This window comes from Amycolatopsis pigmentata (assembly GCF_042684065.1).
GTDB classification, from domain to species: domain Bacteria; phylum Actinomycetota; class Actinomycetes; order Mycobacteriales; family Pseudonocardiaceae; genus Amycolatopsis_E; species Amycolatopsis_E pigmentata.
In genome coordinates this window covers 720,393-737,531 of sequence record NZ_JBHUKR010000007.1, presented here as the reverse complement: position 1 = coordinate 737,531, position 17,139 = coordinate 720,393, and the positions used below count along the sequence as shown (strand labels likewise).

At 67.9% G+C, this 17,139-nt stretch carries 18 protein-coding genes; 11 read left to right on the top strand and 7 right to left on the bottom strand.

Annotation, left to right across the window (positions count from 1 at the left end; genetic code table 11):
- Position 1: 1 nt before the first annotated feature.
- Together ACFSXZ_RS16535 and ACFSXZ_RS16530 are read left to right on the top strand one after the other, a co-directional pair.
- Positions 2–1,825 carry a phosphoenolpyruvate carboxykinase (GTP) gene (locus ACFSXZ_RS16535; protein WP_378265911.1) on the top strand — a complete coding sequence of 608 codons (1,824 nt, stop codon included), beginning with the start codon at positions 2–4 and terminating at the stop codon, positions 1,823–1,825.
- Between the two features lie 83 nt (positions 1,826–1,908).
- Positions 1,909–2,781, top strand: coding sequence for an LLM class F420-dependent oxidoreductase (locus ACFSXZ_RS16530; RefSeq protein ID WP_378265910.1), 873 nt, complete (start codon positions 1,909–1,911; stop codon positions 2,779–2,781).
- Here the strand turns inward: ACFSXZ_RS16530 and ACFSXZ_RS16525 are convergent.
- The gene (locus tag ACFSXZ_RS16525; RefSeq protein ID WP_378266484.1) at positions 2,756–3,010 is read right to left on the bottom strand and encodes a helix-turn-helix domain-containing protein; all 255 of its coding nucleotides are present in this window, start codon (positions 3,008–3,010) and stop codon (positions 2,756–2,758) included. The two genes, ACFSXZ_RS16530 and ACFSXZ_RS16525, sit on opposite strands and share 26 nt — an antisense overlap.
- A 162-nt stretch (positions 3,011–3,172) precedes the next feature.
- Here ACFSXZ_RS16525 and ACFSXZ_RS16520 point away from each other — a divergent pair, with 162 nt between their 5' ends.
- The 4 genes from ACFSXZ_RS16520 to ACFSXZ_RS16505 all read left to right on the top strand — a co-directional run bounded on the left by ACFSXZ_RS16520 (position 3,173) and on the right by ACFSXZ_RS16505 (position 6,084).
- Positions 3,173–3,316: a hypothetical protein gene (locus ACFSXZ_RS16520; protein ID WP_378265909.1), complete on the top strand. Its 144-nt coding sequence runs from the start codon at positions 3,173–3,175 to the stop codon at positions 3,314–3,316.
- A gap of 178 nt (positions 3,317–3,494) precedes the next feature.
- The gene (locus ACFSXZ_RS16515) at positions 3,495–3,773 is read left to right on the top strand and encodes a DUF3311 domain-containing protein (RefSeq protein ID WP_378265908.1); all 279 of its coding nucleotides are present in this window, start codon (positions 3,495–3,497) and stop codon (positions 3,771–3,773) included.
- A complete protein-coding gene (gene mctP / locus ACFSXZ_RS16510) occupies positions 3,770–5,467 on the top strand; it encodes a monocarboxylate uptake permease MctP (RefSeq protein WP_378265907.1) in 1,698 nt (565 codons plus the stop codon). The genes ACFSXZ_RS16515 and mctP overlap by 4 nt, the downstream gene beginning before the upstream one ends.
- 41 nt (positions 5,468–5,508) lie before the next feature.
- Complete coding sequence (locus ACFSXZ_RS16505) at positions 5,509–6,084, top strand: peroxidase-related enzyme (protein ID WP_378265906.1); 576 nt, start codon at positions 5,509–5,511, stop codon at positions 6,082–6,084.
- 6 nt (positions 6,085–6,090) lie between these two features.
- Here the strand turns inward: ACFSXZ_RS16505 and ACFSXZ_RS16500 are convergent, their stop codons facing one another.
- Positions 6,091–7,026, bottom strand: coding sequence for a bifunctional helix-turn-helix transcriptional regulator/GNAT family N-acetyltransferase (locus ACFSXZ_RS16500; protein WP_378265905.1), 936 nt, complete (start codon positions 7,024–7,026; stop codon positions 6,091–6,093).
- Positions 7,027–7,354: 328 nt separating this feature from the next.
- Positions 7,355–8,551 (bottom strand): AAA family ATPase, encoded by a 1,197-nt coding sequence (locus tag ACFSXZ_RS16495; RefSeq protein WP_378265904.1) that lies wholly within the window; start codon positions 8,549–8,551, stop codon positions 7,355–7,357.
- A gap of 160 nt (positions 8,552–8,711) precedes the next feature.
- Between ACFSXZ_RS16495 and ACFSXZ_RS16490 the strand changes: the two genes are divergently transcribed.
- On the top strand, positions 8,712–9,188 hold the full coding sequence (locus ACFSXZ_RS16490) for a DoxX family membrane protein (protein WP_378265903.1): 477 nt from the start codon (positions 8,712–8,714) through the stop codon (positions 9,186–9,188).
- A 52-nt stretch (positions 9,189–9,240) separates the two neighbouring features.
- On the opposite strand, the gene ACFSXZ_RS16485 is transcribed toward ACFSXZ_RS16490, so the two are convergent.
- Positions 9,241–10,512 carry an acetyl-CoA C-acetyltransferase gene (locus ACFSXZ_RS16485; protein WP_378265902.1) on the bottom strand — a complete coding sequence of 424 codons (1,272 nt, stop codon included), beginning with the start codon at positions 10,510–10,512 and terminating at the stop codon, positions 9,241–9,243.
- A gap of 79 nt (positions 10,513–10,591) precedes the next feature.
- On the opposite strand from ACFSXZ_RS16485, the gene ACFSXZ_RS16480 reads away from it, so the two are divergent.
- Both ACFSXZ_RS16480 and ACFSXZ_RS16475 read left to right on the top strand, forming a co-directional pair.
- A complete protein-coding gene (locus ACFSXZ_RS16480; protein ID WP_378265901.1) occupies positions 10,592–11,935 on the top strand; it encodes a 3-oxoacyl-ACP reductase in 1,344 nt (447 codons plus the stop codon).
- A gap of 84 nt (positions 11,936–12,019) precedes the next feature.
- Positions 12,020–12,880 (top strand): MaoC family dehydratase, encoded by an 861-nt coding sequence (locus ACFSXZ_RS16475; protein ID WP_449224278.1) that lies wholly within the window; start codon positions 12,020–12,022, stop codon positions 12,878–12,880.
- Here ACFSXZ_RS16475 and ACFSXZ_RS16470 read toward each other — a convergent pair.
- Positions 12,840–13,493, bottom strand: a complete 654-nt coding sequence (locus ACFSXZ_RS16470) for a TetR/AcrR family transcriptional regulator (RefSeq protein WP_378265899.1) — start codon at positions 13,491–13,493, stop codon at positions 12,840–12,842. The two genes, ACFSXZ_RS16475 and ACFSXZ_RS16470, sit on opposite strands and share 41 nt — an antisense overlap.
- 59 nt (positions 13,494–13,552) lie before the next feature.
- Here ACFSXZ_RS16470 and ACFSXZ_RS16465 point away from each other — a divergent pair, with 59 nt between their 5' ends.
- Positions 13,553–14,143 (top strand): SCP2 sterol-binding domain-containing protein, encoded by a 591-nt coding sequence (locus ACFSXZ_RS16465; protein ID WP_378265898.1) that lies wholly within the window; start codon positions 13,553–13,555, stop codon positions 14,141–14,143.
- On the opposite strand, the gene ACFSXZ_RS16460 is transcribed toward ACFSXZ_RS16465, so the two are convergent.
- Positions 14,127–14,561 carry an FxsA family protein gene (locus ACFSXZ_RS16460; protein WP_378265897.1) on the bottom strand — a complete coding sequence of 145 codons (435 nt, stop codon included), beginning with the start codon at positions 14,559–14,561 and terminating at the stop codon, positions 14,127–14,129. The genes ACFSXZ_RS16465 and ACFSXZ_RS16460 overlap by 17 nt on opposite strands.
- 27 nt (positions 14,562–14,588) lie before the next feature.
- Complete coding sequence (locus ACFSXZ_RS16455) at positions 14,589–15,152, bottom strand: DNA topology modulation protein FlaR (RefSeq protein WP_378265896.1); 564 nt, start codon at positions 15,150–15,152, stop codon at positions 14,589–14,591.
- A 92-nt stretch (positions 15,153–15,244) separates the two neighbouring features.
- Here ACFSXZ_RS16455 and ACFSXZ_RS16450 point away from each other — a divergent pair, with 92 nt between their 5' ends.
- On the top strand, positions 15,245–17,074 hold the full coding sequence (locus ACFSXZ_RS16450; RefSeq protein ID WP_378265895.1) for an NHL domain-containing thioredoxin family protein: 1,830 nt from the start codon (positions 15,245–15,247) through the stop codon (positions 17,072–17,074).
- Positions 17,075–17,139 lie beyond the last annotated feature (65 nt).

Below are 17,139 nucleotides of genomic sequence, written 5' to 3'. Positions count from 1 at the left end.
AATGACTGCAGTAGCCATCCCGGGTCTGGACAAGGCGCCGACCTCGCACAGCGGTGTGCTTGCGTGGGTGCGGGAGGTCGCCGAACTCACCACTCCGGACCGGGTGGTGTGGTGTGACGGCTCCGAATCCGAGGCCGCGCGCATCAACTCCGAACTCGTCGAAGCCGGTACTTTTGTTGCGCTGCAAGCTAAACCCAACTCGTACTGGGCCGCGTCGGACCCCAGCGACGTGGCGAGGGTGGAAGAGCGGACCTTCATCTGTTCGGAGCGCGAGGAGGACTCGGGCCCGACCAACAACTGGGTCCACCCCGACGAGATGAAGGCCACGATGACCGAGCTCTACCGGGGCTGCATGCGGGGTCGCACGATGTACGTGGTGCCCTTCTGCATGGGTCCGCTCGGGTCGGACGACCCGAAGCTCGGCATCGAAATCACCGACTTCGCCTACGTCGTCGCGTCGATGCGCGTGATGACCAGGATGGGGGCCGACGCGCTGGCGAAGTTCGTGGCGGAGGACGGCACCGAGCGTTCGTTCGTGCCGGCGCTGCACTCGGTCGGCAAGCCGCTGGAGTCCGGTGAGCAGGATGTTCCGTGGCCCTGCAACGACACGAAGTACATCTCGCACTTCCCGGAGACCCGCGAGATCTGGAGCTACGGGTCCGGCTACGGCGGCAACTCGCTGCTGGGCAAGAAGTGCTACTCGCTGCGGATCGGCTCGGTGATCGCCCGTGACGAGGGCTGGCTCGCCGAACACATGCTGATCCTCAAGCTGATCTCCCCGGAGAACAAGGCGTACTACATCGCCGCGGCCTTCCCCAGCGCCTGCGGCAAGACGAACCTCGCCATGTTGCAGCCGACGATCCCGGGCTGGCGCGCGGAAACCCTCGGTGACGACATCGCCTGGATGCGCTTCGGAGACGACGGCAGGCTGTACGCCGTCAACCCCGAGTTCGGCTTCTTCGGCGTGGCGCCCGGCACCGACTGGCACACCAATCCGAACGCCATGCGGACCCTCGAGAAGGGCAACTCGGTGTTCACCAACGTGGCGCTCACCGACGACGGTGACGTCTGGTGGGAGGGCATGGAGGACAAGCCCGCGCACCTCACGTCGTGGAAGGGCAAGGACTGGACGCCGGAGTCCGACGAGCCCGCCGCGCACCCGAACTCGCGGTACTGCACGCCGATGTCGCAGTGCCCGATCCTCGCTCCGGAGTGGGACGACCCCAAGGGCGTGCCCATCTCGGCGATCCTGTTCGGTGGCCGCCGCGCCACCACGGTCCCGCTGGTGACGCAGTCGCGTGACTGGCAGCACGGCGTGTTCATGGGCGCCACGATGTCCTCGGAGAAGACCGCCGCCGCGGCGGGCAAGGTCGGCGAGGTGCGCCGTGACCCGATGGCCATGCTGCCGTTCATCGGTTACCACGCGGGTGACTACTTCCAGCACTGGATCGACACGGGCAAGAACGCCGACGCGACCAAGCTGCCGAAGATCTTCTACGTGAACTGGTTCCGGCGCGGCGAGGACAAGCGCTTCCTGTGGCCGGGCTTCGGTGAGAACTCGCGCGTGCTGAAGTGGATCGTCGAGCGACTCGAAGGCCGCGCGGCCGCGCAGGAGACGCCGATCGGCTTCGTGCCCCGTGCCGAGGACCTCGACGTCGACGGCCTTCGCGAGCCCCTGGAAGACATCCAGGCCGCGCTGGACGTCAAGGCCGAGGAATGGCGCCAGGAAATCCCGCTGATCGAGGAGTGGTTCGCCAAGATCGGGGACAAGGTGCCCTCCAACCTCCATGACGAGCTGGACGCGCTGAGGTCCCGCCTCGGCTGACCCTTTCCGTTGTGCCTGAAGGCCACTCTCACCGCGCGTTTCGCCGGTAGGGTGGCCTTCAGGCTGTCTACGGTGGGGGAACCATGGACGGATTCCGGTTCGGCGTGAACATGATGACGCCGGGGACGCGCGCCGAGTGGGTGGGCAAGTGCCGTCGGGCCGAAGCCCTCGGCTACGACGTGATTTCGGTGGCCGACCACCTCGGGATGCCGGCGCCCTTTCCGGCACTCGTGCTCGCGGGCGAGGTCACCGAGCGGGTACGCCTGACGACCTACGTGCTCAACGTGCCGTTCTACAACCCGGCCCTGCTGGCCAGGGATGTCGCGGCCACGGACCAGTTCGTCGACGGCAGGCTGGAACTGGGTCTGGGCGCGGGCTATGTGAAGGGCGAGTTCGACGCGGCCGGGCTGCCTTTCCCCGGCGCGGGCGAACGAATCGACTTCCTCGAGCGCATGATCACCGAGCTCCGGGGACTCTACGAGGACTCGGACTACCAGCCGCGTCCCGCCCAGCACGGCGGGCCCCCGCTGCTGCTCGGCGGGTGGGGACGCCGGATGCTGAGTTTGGCCGCCCGGCACGCCGACATCATCGCGTTCGCCGGTTTTTCGCCCGGTGTCGACGGCGGCCTCGCGGATTTCGAGGCATTCGAGGAGCGGGTCGAGTTCGTCCGGCGCGAACTCGGTGATCGGGCGGCCAGGATCGAGTTCAACGTCCTGGTGCAGTCCGTGGTCGTGACGGATGACCGGGATGCGGCACTCGTGGAACGTCTGACGTACGCGCCCGCGCTTTCTCCCGCGCGACTGGGCGAGTTGCCGACTCTGCTCGTCGGTACTCCGGCGGAGATCGTCGCGCGGATCAGGTCGAACCGCGAGCGGCTGGGAATCGGCTATGTGACCGTGCTGGAACGCGACATGGAGGCCTTCGCCCCGGTCATCGAACTGCTGCGCCGGTCGTAGCTTCGCGCAGTGCTTCGAGGGGGAGTCCGACGGTGTCCGCGACGGCGACCACGGTGAAGAACGCCGGAGTCGGGATGCGCCCGGTCTCGATCTTGCGCAGGGTCTCCACCGAGATCCCGGCCTCGGTGGCGACCTCGGCCATGCTCCGTGGGCCTCGCGCCGCCCGCAGGAGCGCGCCCAGCCGCTCGCCGCGCTCGCGTTCGGCTTCGGTCAGCGGCACTCGCACCATGGGACCGAGTCTATCCGTGCTCATCCATCCACACCCTGTGGATGGATCTGTGCACAGGATGTGGACTAGCACGATCGCGACCGAAAAGAAACCGCCGATGCGGCAACGAGGGCCATAACTGGATCGTCTCAGGGAATACAAGCCGTGAAAGGAGGTTCGACGATGCTGCTGGCCGGTCTCGCGATGCTCGTTCTCTCCTTGGGTTACCTACTGCTGGTGATCGTCACCGGCAAGTTCCGCGACCAGGACGAGCCGGACCTCGCCGGACCGGAGCCGGCCGAAGCGGCCCTCACCGAAGAGGGCTGACCGTCGCGCGGAGGTGGCGGTGGGAGACGGCCGGGCTGGGACCCGGCGGAGTCGTCCACAGGTTGTCCACCGGCCGTCGCGGTGAGCGCGGGAGATCAAATCGATATTCGGACACCGGATGACGAAATCGCCGGGACGTCCTAGGGTGAGCCCGCGCGGAGAACGTAAGTGAGGTCTCATGTCAGGCAAAGTCGCCGGTCGGACGGGTGGAACGCGGCTCAGCGCGTGGAACCTGGTCCTGCTCCTCCCTCTGTTGATGCTGGTCACCCCGTGGTTCAACTTCGACAAGCCGAGAGTGCTGGGGATGCCGTTCTTCTACTGGTACCAGTTCCTTTTCGTGCTGGTCGGCGTCGCTTCGGTGGCTCTGGTGTACGTGACGACGAAACAGCGGCCTGCCGAAACCGGCAAACAGGACCACCTCCCCGTCGACGACCTGGATGAGGGGGATCAGCAGTGAGCGCCGAAGTCGTTCTCGCGCAGGCGCCCGGCCGGGGCCTGCAGTGGACCGAACTGGTCATCTTCATCGTGCTGTTCGTCGTGGTCAGCGTGCTGGGATTCGCCGCGTCGCGCTGGCGGGCCGCCGCTTCCCTGGACCACCTCGACGAGTGGGGTCTTGGCGGGCGCAAGTTCGGCTCGTGGATCACCTGGTTCCTGGTCGGCGGTGACCTCTACACGGCGTACACCTTCGTCGCCGTGCCCGCCCTGGTCTTCGGTGCCGGCGCGCTCGGGTTCTATGCCCTGCCCTACACCGTGATCCTCTATCCGATCGTGTTCCTGCCCGCGCTGCGCATGTGGTCGGTGTCCCGTTCACGCGGTTATGTCACACCGGCCGACTTCGTGCGCGGCCGGTTCGGTTCACCCACGCTGGCGTTGTTGATCGCGCTCACCGGAATCGTCGCCACGATGCCCTACATCGCGCTGCAACTGGTCGGTATCGAGGCGGTCCTGCGCACGATGGGTGTCAACGGCGGCGGTCTGATCGGGCACCTTCCGTTGCTGGTCGCGTTCGTCATCCTGGCGCTCTACACCTACCAGTCCGGGCTGCGCGCGCCCGCGCTGATCGCCTTCGTCAAGGACGGCCTGATCTACGTGGTCATCCTGGTCGCGGTGTTCTACCTGCCCGCCAAACTCGGTGGCTGGTCGCACATCTTCGACGTGAGCCAGCAGAAGCTGACCACGCCCGATCCCAAGACGGGCAAGCCGTCGGGTTCGATCGTGCTCGGCTCGACCAACCAGTTGCAGTACGCGACGCTTGCCCTCGGTTCGGCGCTGGCCCTGTTCCTGTACCCGCACTCCTTGACCGGTGTGCTCGCTTCCCGCGGCCGCAACGTCATCAAGCGGAACATGATGGCGCTGCCGGCGTATTCGCTGTTGCTGGGTCTGCTCGCGCTGCTCGGTTACGTGGCGCTGGCCGCCGGGGTCAAGCCGATCACCAACGCCGCCACCGGAAACGCCGACTCGAACACCGTGGTGCCCGCGCTGTTCGACACGCAGTTCCCGTCGTGGTTCGCCGGAATCGCGTTCGCCGCGATCGGGATCGGGGCCCTGGTGCCCGCCGCCATCATGTCGATCGCCGCGGCGAACCTGTGGACGCGCAACATCTACAAGGAATATCTGCACCGGGACGCCACTCCCGCGCAGGAAGCCAAGCAGGCCAAGCTCGCCTCGCTCGTGGTGAAGTTCGGTGCGGTGGCGTTCATCCTGTTCATCGACCCGCAGTTCTCGATCGACCTTCAGCTGATCGGCGGCGCGCTGATCCTCCAGACGCTCCCCGCCGTGGCGATCTCGCTCTACACCCGCTGGTTGCACCGGTGGGGCCTGATCGCGGGCTGGGCGGTCGGCATGGCGTGGGCCGTGATCATGCTCTACGGCATCCCCAACCCCAAGACGGGCAAGGCGCACTTCGGTGGCTCCGCCCTCGCGCTCGACAAGTTGTCGGTCTTCGGCTGGCACCCGTTCGCCGGTTCACAGGTGCAGATCTACCCCGGGTTCGTGGCGCTGATCGCGAACCTGGTGGTGGCGGTGGTGGTGACCCTGATCGCCCGTGGCGCCAAGGTCTTCAACGGCACCGACGACACCGAGTCCGCCGATTACCACGCCGACGAGCACGACCGGAACCTGCGCCCGGTGCCGGTGCTCGACAAGCAGTAGCGTGATGGGAAGGAGCACGTGAACCGGCGGGGAGAACGAGCATGAGCGAGGACATCAGCCGTTTCCCGGTGGTCGAACTCGGTGATCTGCCGGATGATCTTCGTGAACGCGTGGGAGTGATCGCGGAGAAGTCCGGTTTCGTGCCCAACATCTTCCGGGCTCTCGGCCACCGCCCCGCCGAACTGCGTGCCTTCCTCGACTACCACGACGCGCTGATGGACCGTGCCGAAGGCTTGAGCAAGGCCGAGCGAGAACTCGTCGTGGTGGCGACCTCCGGAGCCAACCACTGCACCTACTGCGTGGTGGCGCACGGCGCGATCCTGCGGATCAGAGCCAAGGATCCGGAGCTCGCGGATCGCGTGTCGAGCAACCCGTGGCAGGTCGAACTCGACGAGCGCGGCCGCGCGATCGTGGACCTGGCGCTGGCTCTGGCGCGAGAGTCCGCGAAGTTCGGCGAGGCCGACCTGGCGGCTGCCCGGAAGGCCGGGCTGACCGAAGACGAGATCTGGGACGTCGGCGCCATCACCGCGCTGTTCGCGATGTCGAACCGCCTGGCGCACCTGACCGCCCTGCGGCCCAACCCGGAGTTCTACCGGATGGGCCGCGAGCGGCGGTAACCGCGGTCACAGCTCCCGGTGCCAGATCTCACCGACCTCCTCTTCGCCGAAATCGTGGTGCGGCTTGCTTTCCACGAGTTCGAAGCCTGCCCGCCGGTAGATGTTCCGGGCCGCGGTGAGCACATCGTGGGTCCACAACTCCATCGCGGTGTACCCGTGGGTCCGCGCGAATTCGAGGCATTCGGCGACCAGCCGCCGGCCGATCCCGTGCCCTCGTGCGGTGGGTTCGACGAGCAGCAGTCGCAGCTTCGCGGTCGTGTCGTCCGAACCACGTACGCAGAGCACGCAGCCGACTCGTTCCCCGTCCAGTTCGGCGATCCACGCCGCCTCACGCGCCGGGTCGTGCTCTTCGGCGTAGTCGGCGACGATGCGGGCGACCAGTGCCTCGAACGACGTGCCCCAGCCGTATTCGCGGGCATAGATGTCGGCGTGGCGTTGTACCACCCAGCCGAGGTCGCCGGGCCGGGGCGGACGTAGCACCAGCGTGCCGTCCGGCCCGCGCCCGTCGACAAGCCGGCTGATCGTCCGCATCGAGTTGAGCAGCCGTCGCTGTTCGTCTTCGTCCAGTGGCTCCAGCAGGGTGGCGATCTGGGTGACCGTCCGCTCCTCGAGCACCCGCTGCTCGGCCCTTCCGGCCTCGGTCAGCCGGATCACCTGCCGTCTCGCGTCTTCGGCGGAACGTTGCCTGGTCACCAGCCCGCGCTCGGCCAGTTTGGCCAGGAGCCTGCTGGCGTATCCGGCGTCGAGATCGAGCCGCTTCCGCAGTTCGGTGACCTCGACCGTCTCGTCACGCGTTTCATGGGCGAGTTCGTAGAGCACGCGAGCCTCGCTGAGCGAGTACGGGGAGCCCAGGTGACCCTCGCCCAAGACGCCGATCACGCGCGTATAGAGCCGGTTGAACGCCCTGACCTCGGCGACCCGCTCCAGCAATCCCTGATTCATTGACCACCTCAACAACATCGTTGACTAAGTCAAAGACTAGCGCGGTGCGCAAGCGCTTTCAGGATGGGGAAGGGGTTGGAGCCCGGATGGACGCGGGCATTGGAAAACCCCGTGATGCTGCCAGGTCGGGGGTCCGCCAGCATCACGGGGTCATCAGGTCTATCGCCGACTTCTCTGGCGGCGTTACACCCTGCGCTCCATGTGGCGCACGTCACTCTAATGGGCGAATTCGGAGGGTCTGCACCACCGCGGCACACCTGTTTCGCGAACGGAACCTCTCAGTGATTATCCAGCTTTCTAGTCTGAGTTCTAGATAGCTGTAGAAGCCTCAATCGTCGCCGCGGCCGAGCAGGTAGTGCCCGAAGTGCGGCACGGTGAAGGCGATGTGCCCGCGTTCGGCCGAGTACACCAGGCCCTTCTTCATCAGGCTGTCCCGGGCGGGCGACAGGGAGGAGGGCTTACGGCCGAGATACACGGCGATGTCCGAGGTTCCAGCCCCTTCGTCGCGGCCCTGGGTGAGCTCGGCCATGGCCAGCAGGTACTCCCGCTCGGCCGGGGTGGCACGTTCGTAGCGCGACCCGAAGAAGCCGACGGCGAGTTCCTGCTCGGCTTCGGGCGCGGCCACCCGGACGTCCTGCATCGTGACGGGATCGGCAGGTGCCGCGTCCCAGGCGGCCTTCGCGTAGGCCTGGATGAAGTACGGATATCCGCCCGAGGCGTCGAAGAGGGCGTCCAGCGCCTCGGGTTCGATCCCGGCCTCCTCCCGCTCGATCGGCACGGTCACCGCACGGTCGGCCTGGTCGCGATCCAGCCGGTCGATCCTGGCGTAGGAGAACAGCCGTTCCGAGTAGGACTTCGACGCGGACAGCACCGCGGGCACGTGGGGCAGGCCGGCGCCGACGACCACCAACGGCGCGCCGGACTGGGAGAGTTCGTGGCAGGCCGCGCACAGGGCCGACACGTCGGGTGGCTTGAGGTCCTGGATCTCGTCGATGAGCAGGGCGGCGCCGGTGCCCACGTCGGCCGCCAGCTCGGCGACCTCGGTGAACAGTTCGACCAGGTCGATCTCGATGTCGCCGGAGTCGGCCCTGCCCTGGGCGGCGGGCACGTCGATGCCGGGCTGCCACCGGTCGCGCAGCTTGGCGTCCGGCTTGTTCGCCTTGAGCGCGAACGCCTTGAGCACGCCGAGCACCTCCTCCACCCGGTCGGGCGCGCGATGCCGGACGGCGAGATCCCGGATCGCCCGGTGTAGTGCCGCCGACAGCGGGCGCCTGAGGTCGGCGTCGGGTCGGGCCTCGATCTTGCCCGCACCCCAGCCGTGCCGGACCGCCATCGACCGCAGTTCGCCGAGCAGCACGGTCTTGCCCACGCCGCGCAGGCCGGTGAGCACGAGACTGCGTTCGGGTCTGCCCCGCGCGACCCGCTGGAGCACCACCTCGAAGGCGTTGAGCTCGCGTTCCCGTCCCGCCAGCTCGGGCGGCCGTTGGCCGGCGCCAGGGGCGAAGGGGTTGCGGATCGGGTCCATCGCTCGAACAGTATCCGGCTTTCTAGCGAAGACCCGAGATTTGCCGAGAAAACCCGATGGTGTGTCGGCGGCGGGCCGCTACCGACGTATACGCCAATCTAGAAAACATCCAAGAGAAGGTTAGAGTGTTGTAGTCACGTCGAGTGGGTACTTTCCAGACATGATTGTGCGTCGACTGGCTCGCCCCATGCTCGCGGGAATCTTCATCGTCGGCGGAGTCAACATGCTCCGCGAGACCGAGATGCACGCGGAGGTCGCGAAACCCTTGCTGGACAAGACGGTCGGTCGGCAGCGAGAGCGGCTGCCCGACTCCGTCCCGACGGACGCGGCCACCCTGGTGCGGATCGACGCGGCCGTGAAGATCATCGCGGGTACCGCGTTCGCCTTCGGCAAGCTGCCCCGGCTTTCCGCGCTGGCCCTGCTCGGAAGCCTGGTGCCGACCACCGCGGCGGCCCACCCCTTCTGGGACGCCAAGGAGCCGCGTGACCGGCAGGACCAGATGATCCACTTCCTGAAGAACGCCGGGCTCGCGGGTGGCCTGATGATCGCGGCGGCCGACACCGAGGGCAAGCCCTCGCTGGGCTGGCGTGCCCGTCGCGCCGCGAAGAAGGCCTCGAAGAAGGTCTCCAGCAACTGAGCGTCGGTGCCGGGGAGCAGGAGAGAACCCCTCCTGCTCCCCGGCATGCTCGCTACTTCTCCAGAATCGCGGTGACGCCTTGGCCGCCGGCGGCGCAGATGGAGATCAGGCCGCGTCCGGAGCCCTTCTGGTGCAGAAGTTTCGCGAGCGTGGCCGCGATGCGCCCGCCGGTCGCGGCGAACGGGTGGCCCGCGGCCAGTGACGAACCGTGCACATTCAGCTTCGCCCGGTCTATCGACCCCAGCGGGTTGTCGAGGCCGAGCCGTTCCTTGGCGAAGCCCGGGTCTTCCCACGCCTTCAGGGTGGCCAGCACCTGTGACGCGAACGCTTCGTGGATTTCGTAGAAGTCGAAGTCCTGCAAGGAGAGCCCGGCCTGGTCGAGCATCCTCGGGACCGCGTAGGCCGGCGCCATCAGCAAGCCTTCGCGTCCGTGCACGTAGTCCACGGCCGCCGTTCGCGAGAAGGTGAGATACGCCAGCACGGGAAGCTTCCGCTCCGCCGCCCATTGCTCGTTCGCGAGCAGGACCGCGGACGCGCCGTCGGAAAGCGGGGTGGAGTTCCCCGCCGTCATCGTGCCGTTCGGCCCGCCGAAGACGGGCTTGAGCTTGCCGAGCTTTTCCGCGGTCGAGTCGGGGCGCAGGGTCTGGTCGCGGGTCAGGCCCAGGTACGGCGTGAGCAGGTCATCGAAGAAGCCGTCGCGGTAGGCCGCGGCCAGACGCTGGTGACTGGTCGCCGCGAGCTCGTCTTGTTCCGCCCGCGTGATTTCCCATTCCTTCGCGGTGATCGCGGCGTGCTCGCCCATCGACAATCCGGTGCGGGGCTCCGCGTTACGCGGGATCTCCGGCACGATGTGGCCAGGCCGCAACTTGGCGAGCGGCTTCAGACGGCCACCGAGCGACTTCGCCGCGTTCATCGAGACGAGAATGCGCCGCAGATCGTCGTTGACCGCCAGTGGCGCGTCGGACGTGGTGTCCACGCCTCCCGCGATCGCCGAGTCGATCTGGCCGAGCGCGATCTTGTTCGCCACGTTGACGATCGCCTGCAGGCCGGTGCCGCACGCCATCTGCACGTCCGACGCGGGCGTTTCCGGCGCCAGCTTGCTGCCCAGCACGGCCTCGCGCGCCAGGTTGAAGTCACGTGCGTGCTTGAGCACCGCGCCCGCCGCGACCTCGCCGAGCCGTTCGCCCCGCAAGGCGAACCGGCTGACCAGTCCGTCCAGGGTCGCCGTCAGCATGTCCAGGTTGGAGGCGTTGGCGTATGGCCCGTTCGAGCGGGCGAAGGGGATGCGGTTGCCGCCGATGATCGCGACCCTGGCCACGTCCATGTTTTCCTCCCACTGCGCTTGTGGAACCCTGGCTCCAGAGTAACCTACTTGTCAGTAGGTATGCGCGAGGAGGGACCCGATGGCCGATCGGTACCAGCAGTTCACCAGGACCCCGTTCGGGAAGTTCGTGGTCCCCAAGCTGGGCCTGCCCAATCCGCCTGCCCTGCGCCGGTACCGTCCGGGCCAGCCACCCTTGGAGGGCCCCGCGTTACTCGGCGCGGCTCCCGGCGGACGCCTGGACAAGGTGGTGCGCGCCCAGCTGGCCGATGCCGGAATCGAGGTCATCGACGAGGCCGGTAAGGACACGCGTCATGGCGCGCTGGTGTTCGACGCGACCGGCATCACCGATCCCCGGCAACTTCGTGAGCTTCACGCCTTCTTCCACCCGGTGATCCGCAAGGTCGCCCCGTCCGGCCGGGTGGTCGTGCTCGGCACACCACCCGAATCGGCCGTCGGCCGTGAGCGGATCGCGCAACGCGCCCTGGAGGGCTTCGTTCGTTCCGTCGGCAAGGAACTCAAGCGCGGCGCCACCGCGCAGCTGGTCTATGTGGCGGCCGGGGCGGAGGAGGCGGCCGAATCCACGCTGAGGTTCCTGTTGTCGGCGAAGTCGGCGTTCGTCGACGGCCAGGTGATCCGCGTCGGCGCGCACGGCAGCCCCGAGATCCGGAAGCCGGAGAACTGGGACAAGCCGCTGGACGGGATGGTCACGCTCGTCACCGGCGCCTCGCGGGGCATCGGCTCGGCGATCGCCGAGGTCTTCGCGCGCGACGGCGCGCACGTGGTCGCGCTCGACATCCCCGCGCAGGGTGCCGGCCTCTCCGAGGTGGCGAACCGGATCGGTGGCTCCGCGTTCCAGCTGGACATCACCGCGGACGACGCGCCGGACCGGCTCGCCGACTACCTTCGCGAGCGGCACGGCGGCGTCGATGTGGTCGTGCACAACGCGGGAATCACGCGGGACAGGACGCTCGGCAATCTCACCGCGCAGGGCTGGGACGCGGTGCTGGGGGTCAACCTCGCCGCGCCACTGGCGATCAACGAGAAGCTGCTGGCGGACGGCGTTCTCCGGGAGAACGGACGGATCGTCGGGGTGTCCTCGATCGCCGGTATCGCCGGCAACGTGGGCCAGACCAACTACGCCGCCAGCAAGGCCGGCGTGATCGGCATGGTTCAGGACGCGGCGGCGGCGCTCGCCGAGCGCGGCGGCACCATCAACGCGGTCGCCCCCGGTTTCATCGAGACGAAGATGACCGCGCAGGTGCCGCTGGTCATCCGTGAGGCGGGCCGGCGCCTGTCGAGTCTTGCCCAAGGCGGGCTTCCGGTCGACGTGGCGGAAACGATCGCCTGGTACGCGAATCCCGGTTCCGGGGCGGTCAATGGCAACGTGGTCCGCGTATGCGGCCAAGCGCTCCTGGGGGCGTGACGCCTCTTCCTCTGACGTGACTGACATGTGGAAAGAGTGCCCTGCCGACACGATCGCGGGGTGCGCAAGCTCGCGGAGGAAATATTGAAAGTGAAGGAACTGGCCGGCGCGCCGTCACTGGCCAAGCTCTACGCCAAGGCACTCCAGCCACGTGGCGAGGGTGAAATCCTGCCCGACACCGAATACGTCCGGCCGGAGATCCGGATCGATCCCGCTCATCTGGCCGCCTACAACAGGATCTGCGGGTTCCGGCTCGGTGACGAACTACCGCCGACCTACCCGCACATGTCGGCTTTTCCCTTGCAGATGGCGCTGATGACGGAGCCGGAGTTCCCGTTTCCGTTGCTGGGCATGGTGCACGTGGCCAACCGGATCACCCAGCACCGGCCGATCGGGCTCGGCGAGACCTGTGCCCTGCGTGTGCGTGCGGAGAACCTGCGGCCCCACGAGAAGGGCACCCAGTTCGACATGCTCAGCGAATTGTCCACAAAAGACGGTCCTGTGTGGACAGAAGTGAGCACCTACCTGAGGCGCGGCGAGGGCGCCGGTCCGGCGGCGCGCGGCGGCCAGCCGACCGCTCCCGCGCCCACCGCGATCTGGCGGCTGCCCGCGGACATCGGTCGCCGCTACGCCGAGGTCTCGGGAGACCGCAATCCGATCCACCTGCACCCGCTCACCGCGCGGTTGTTCGGCTTCTCGTCCGCGATCGCGCACGGCATGTGGACCAAGGCGAGGGCGCTGGCCGCGTTCGAAGGCAGGCTCGGCGACTCCTTCACCGTCGATGTCCGCTTCAAGCGTCCCGTGCCGCTGCCTTCGACGGTGGCGTTCACCTCGTGGCGAACCGGCGACGGATGGGCCTTCGAACTCTGGCGCGCGCGAAAGCCGGTGCCTCACCTCGAAGGCGTCATTGCGGCCGCCAAACCTCCCCTTCGACCAGGTCGTTGAAGCCGAGCCAGACGAGGTTCATCAGCCAGGACGCGAGCACGCTGTCGGAGACGTCAGGGTGATCCAGCCACCAGTCGGCGAGTGACTCGGCGGCGCCCACCAGTGACACCGCGAGGGCGGGTCCGGAGAACTCCGCCACATCGCCCAGACCCTTCTTGGTGCCCGTGGTGACCACCAGGGTGGAGACCATCTCGATCGCCCTGGCGCGCAGGTCGTTGACCTCACCGGCGAACTGGCCGCCGACGGTCAGCGCCTGACGGTGCAGCACCGTCCAGCCATCGCGGTGCGCGGCGACGAACTGGTAGAACCCGCGCAGTCCGTGCCACAGCTGCATGTCCGGGGGCAGGTCCGCGTGAAGGCCCATGCGTACCGCCTCCAGCAGGCGCGCCGCCTCGCGGCTGACGCACTTGGCGAAGAGGTCTTCCTTGGCGCCGAGGTAGGCGTAGATCATGGGCTTGGAGACGCCCGCCACATCGGAGATCTCGTCCATCGACGCGGCGTGGTAGCCGTGTCGCGAGAACACCTGCACGGCGGCGTCCAGGATCTGCCGTTCCCGCACATCTCTCGGTAGCCGCCGCGGCCGAGCCGGTGCGGGCTTCACGTCATCGGTCACACCGACCTCCTTCCCGGGGAGAAACGCTACCTGGTCGATGCCGGGTAGAATGTCTTGCCGTGGCCGCGGACCTGATCGACGTCCTCGCGCGGCGTGTCGACTTCCGGAAACTCAGCGCATCGCAGTTCGTCCGGCTGCTGGAAACCCTGCACATGCTCGAACGCGCCGAGGCCGGGGTGCGATTGCGCGGACTGTCCACGGAAACGTTCGTCGATGTGGTCGCCCGGGCGTCGAAAGAGCAGCTCAGGGCTGTCGCGGAGCATCCGGAACTGCGGCCGTTGTTCCTCGAGGAGACCTTCCGGCGGATGTCGGAGCAGTTCCTCGCGGAAAAGGCGCGTTCGCTCAGTTTCGTGGTCACCTGGCGCTTTCACGGAGGCCAGGGCGAGGGTGGATTCGATCGGTTTCAGACCGTGATCGAGGATGGCTGCTGCGTATCCGGTACGGAACTCGGACGCGAGCCGCAGACCACGGTCACGATCGCCGCTGAGGACTTCTTCCGGGTGGCGACGGGAAATGCCGCGGTCGCCGCCCTGTTCGTGACCGGAAAGGTCAAGGTGAAGGGCGAGTACGCGCCCGTGGTCCGGCTGACCAGTTACTTCGACATCCCGAAACCCGAGTCGAAGCCGAGCGCGCTCACTGACTCTCGATGACCGGATGACGGGGGTCGTCCGGCACGACCTCGCTGTCCACGACGATCACGCGCTTCGCGCCGCCTGCGGCCATCCGCCGTTCGGCGCGGCGCAACCAGGCACGGCGAACCAGCTTTCGAGTGGGCGCCACCAGTAAGACCAGGCCTGCCACGTCGCTGACGAACCCGGGCACCATGATCAGCACGCCGCCGAACGCGATCAGCATGCCGTCGGTGACCTCGTTCTGCACGCCTCGGCCCGCCTGCGCGGCGGTCATCAACGACCGCAGCGCGCGCACACCCTCACGCCGGGCGAGCCAGGAACCCAGCAACGCGCCGACGACCAGGAGTCCGAGCGTGCCGAAGAGCCCCACGACCGAACTCACCGCCCAGACGGCGGCGATCTCGGCGACCAAATACAGCAGCAGCACGACAGCCATATCTTCTCAACGCGCCTGTCGCCCGATTTACTCCCCGCGCGGCCGGTCACCGGAGCGCAGGCGGCCCAGGAAATCCCGGACTTCGCGAGGAGTGGACAGGGTGATCCGCCGCGCTCGGGCTCCGTGTTCGTCCAGCCGCGCGAGGACACGAGGCCTCGCGTCGCGCGGCCAGTCCCACAACCAGCGCAGGAACTCCCAGTCCAGACGCTCGGGACAGCCCGGCGCCTGACCATCCCGGCCCCAGCCCCGGACGGTCCGGCGCGCGACCCGGAACAGACAACGCCATCGAGGGAAGTCGAGGAAGACGATCAGATCGGCGACGGGGAGCCGGACGTCCATCGTGCCGGCGTAGTTGCCGTCGATCACCCAACGCTCCGCGCGAACCAGCGCTCGTTGCGTGGCGCGAAAGTCCTCGTCCGGTGTCTCGACCCACCCCGGACGCCAGTAGTGCCGGTCGAGATGGACCACCGGAAGGTCGAGCAGTTCGCCGAGCCGGCGCGAGAAGGTGGACTTGCCGGCACCGCCGCATCCCACCACTGCGACTCGCCTGATGCCCTTCAGGCCGGGTCCGGCGCCGCGTTCGCTCGCCACTTTCGCCCCCCCTTCGCCGTTCCACAGCGTAGGCGCGCCGAAGGTGTTGTCGTGGGGAACAACCAGGCCGTCTCGGCGCGTTGGATCCGCACGTGACCGCGCAGCGAAGGCAAGCCCGTGTCCGCGCTCCCGAACTCTCGGGCGATGTGTGGTTGAACACCGGCGGCGAGCGGATCGAAGTGGCCGGGCTGCGCGGCAAGATCGTGCTGCTGGACTTCTGGACCTCGGGCTGCATCAACTGCCTGCATGTGCTCGACGAACTGCGGCCGATCGAGGCCGAGTTCGCCGATGTGCTGGTGACCATCGGCGTGCACTCGCCGAAGTTCACACACGAGGGCGAAGCGGCCGCGATCGAGGCGGCGGTGCGCCGGCACGGCGTGCACCACCCGGTGCTCAACGACCCGGAGATGATCACCTGGCAGCAGTACGCGGTCAAGGCATGGCCGACGCTGGTGCTCGTGGACCCGGAGGGTTACGTGGTGCACGTCGCGGCGGGCGAGGGGCACGCCGGGGCGCTGCGTCGCGTGATCGCCGAGCAGGTCGTGTCACACGAGGCGAAGGGCACGCTTCGTCGTGGCGGAACTCCCTACGTTCCCGCCAGGGACAGCGGCCCCGCTCCCCTTCGGTTTCCGGCCAAGGCGGTGGCCACTGACGACGGCCGCATTCTGGTCGCGGACACCGCCCACCACTCGATCGTCGAACTCGGCTCCGACGGCGAAACGGTCCTCCGACGTTTCGGCAGCGGTGAACGGGGTTCGTTGGACGGGCCCAGCGAAGTGGCGAGCTTCGCCGAACCGTCCGGTCTGACCGTGCTGCCGGACGATGTCGCCCAGCGCGTCGGCTGGCACGTGCTGGTCGCGGACACCGCTGGGCACCTGCTGCGCGGTATCGACCTGGCCAGCGGTGAAGTGTCCACAGTGGCCGGTACCGGGCGTCAGTGGCGGGACGGGGAAACCGACGGGCCCGCACGGGTGGTCGATCTCACCAGCCCGTGGGACGTGGCGTGGTGGGACCACGCCGGCGGAGTCGTCGTGGCGATGGCCGGGAACCACACGCTGGGGCTTTTCGATCCGGAACGCGGAACCATCACGCGCTTCGCGGGGACGACCGTCGAAGGCCTGCGCGACGGTGACCGTCGAGAAGCGTTTTTCGCGCAGACGTCCGGATTGGCCGTGCAGGGCGATCGGCTCTGGCTTGTCGACGCCGAAACGTCGGCCTTGCGGTGGCTCGACGGTGACTTCTCCGTGCATACCGCGGTCGGCACGGACCTTTTCTCCTTCGGACACCATGACGGTGACGCGGAAGAAGCTTTGCTCCAGCATCCCCTTGGGCTCGCGGTACTGCCCGACGGGACGATCGCCATCGCGGACACCTACAACGGTGCCGTCCGCCGCTACGACCCGGAAAGCGAGAAGGTCACCACGATGGCGGACCGGTTGGCTGAGCCGTCGGGGCTCCTCGTGACCGAGGAAACTCTTCATGTAGTCGAGTCGGCCGCGCATCGCCTGCGCCCCTTACGGCTTTCCGCCGGCGAATCCGCGCAGGTCGCGGGCGCCGCTCAGGTTGTCCGCAGGCCGCCGAGCGTGCTCGCGCCCGGCGCTGTCGACCTGACGGTGGTGTTCACGCCACCCCCTGGCGAAAAGCTCGACGACCGGTACGGGCCACCGACCCGGCTCGAGGTCAGCGCGTCGCCACCGGAACTCCTGGTGGACGGCGGTGGCACCGGCACGGAGTTGCGGCGCACCCTCAGGCTGGCCGAAGGCCATCCCGGCGGTGTGCTGCAGATCGTGGCTCAGGCGGCGAGTTGTGATTCGGACGCCGAGCATCCGGTGTGCCGGGTCGTGCGCCAGGACTGGGGCGTGCCGGTCCAGCTGAGGGCCGGGAGCCCGGCCGAACTGAGGCTCGTCTTCGCCGGCACCTGAGACCGCGGGAACATGGAGGCTCTCCCACGCTCACCAGGGCAACTAGCATTGGTCGCGTGTCGGAC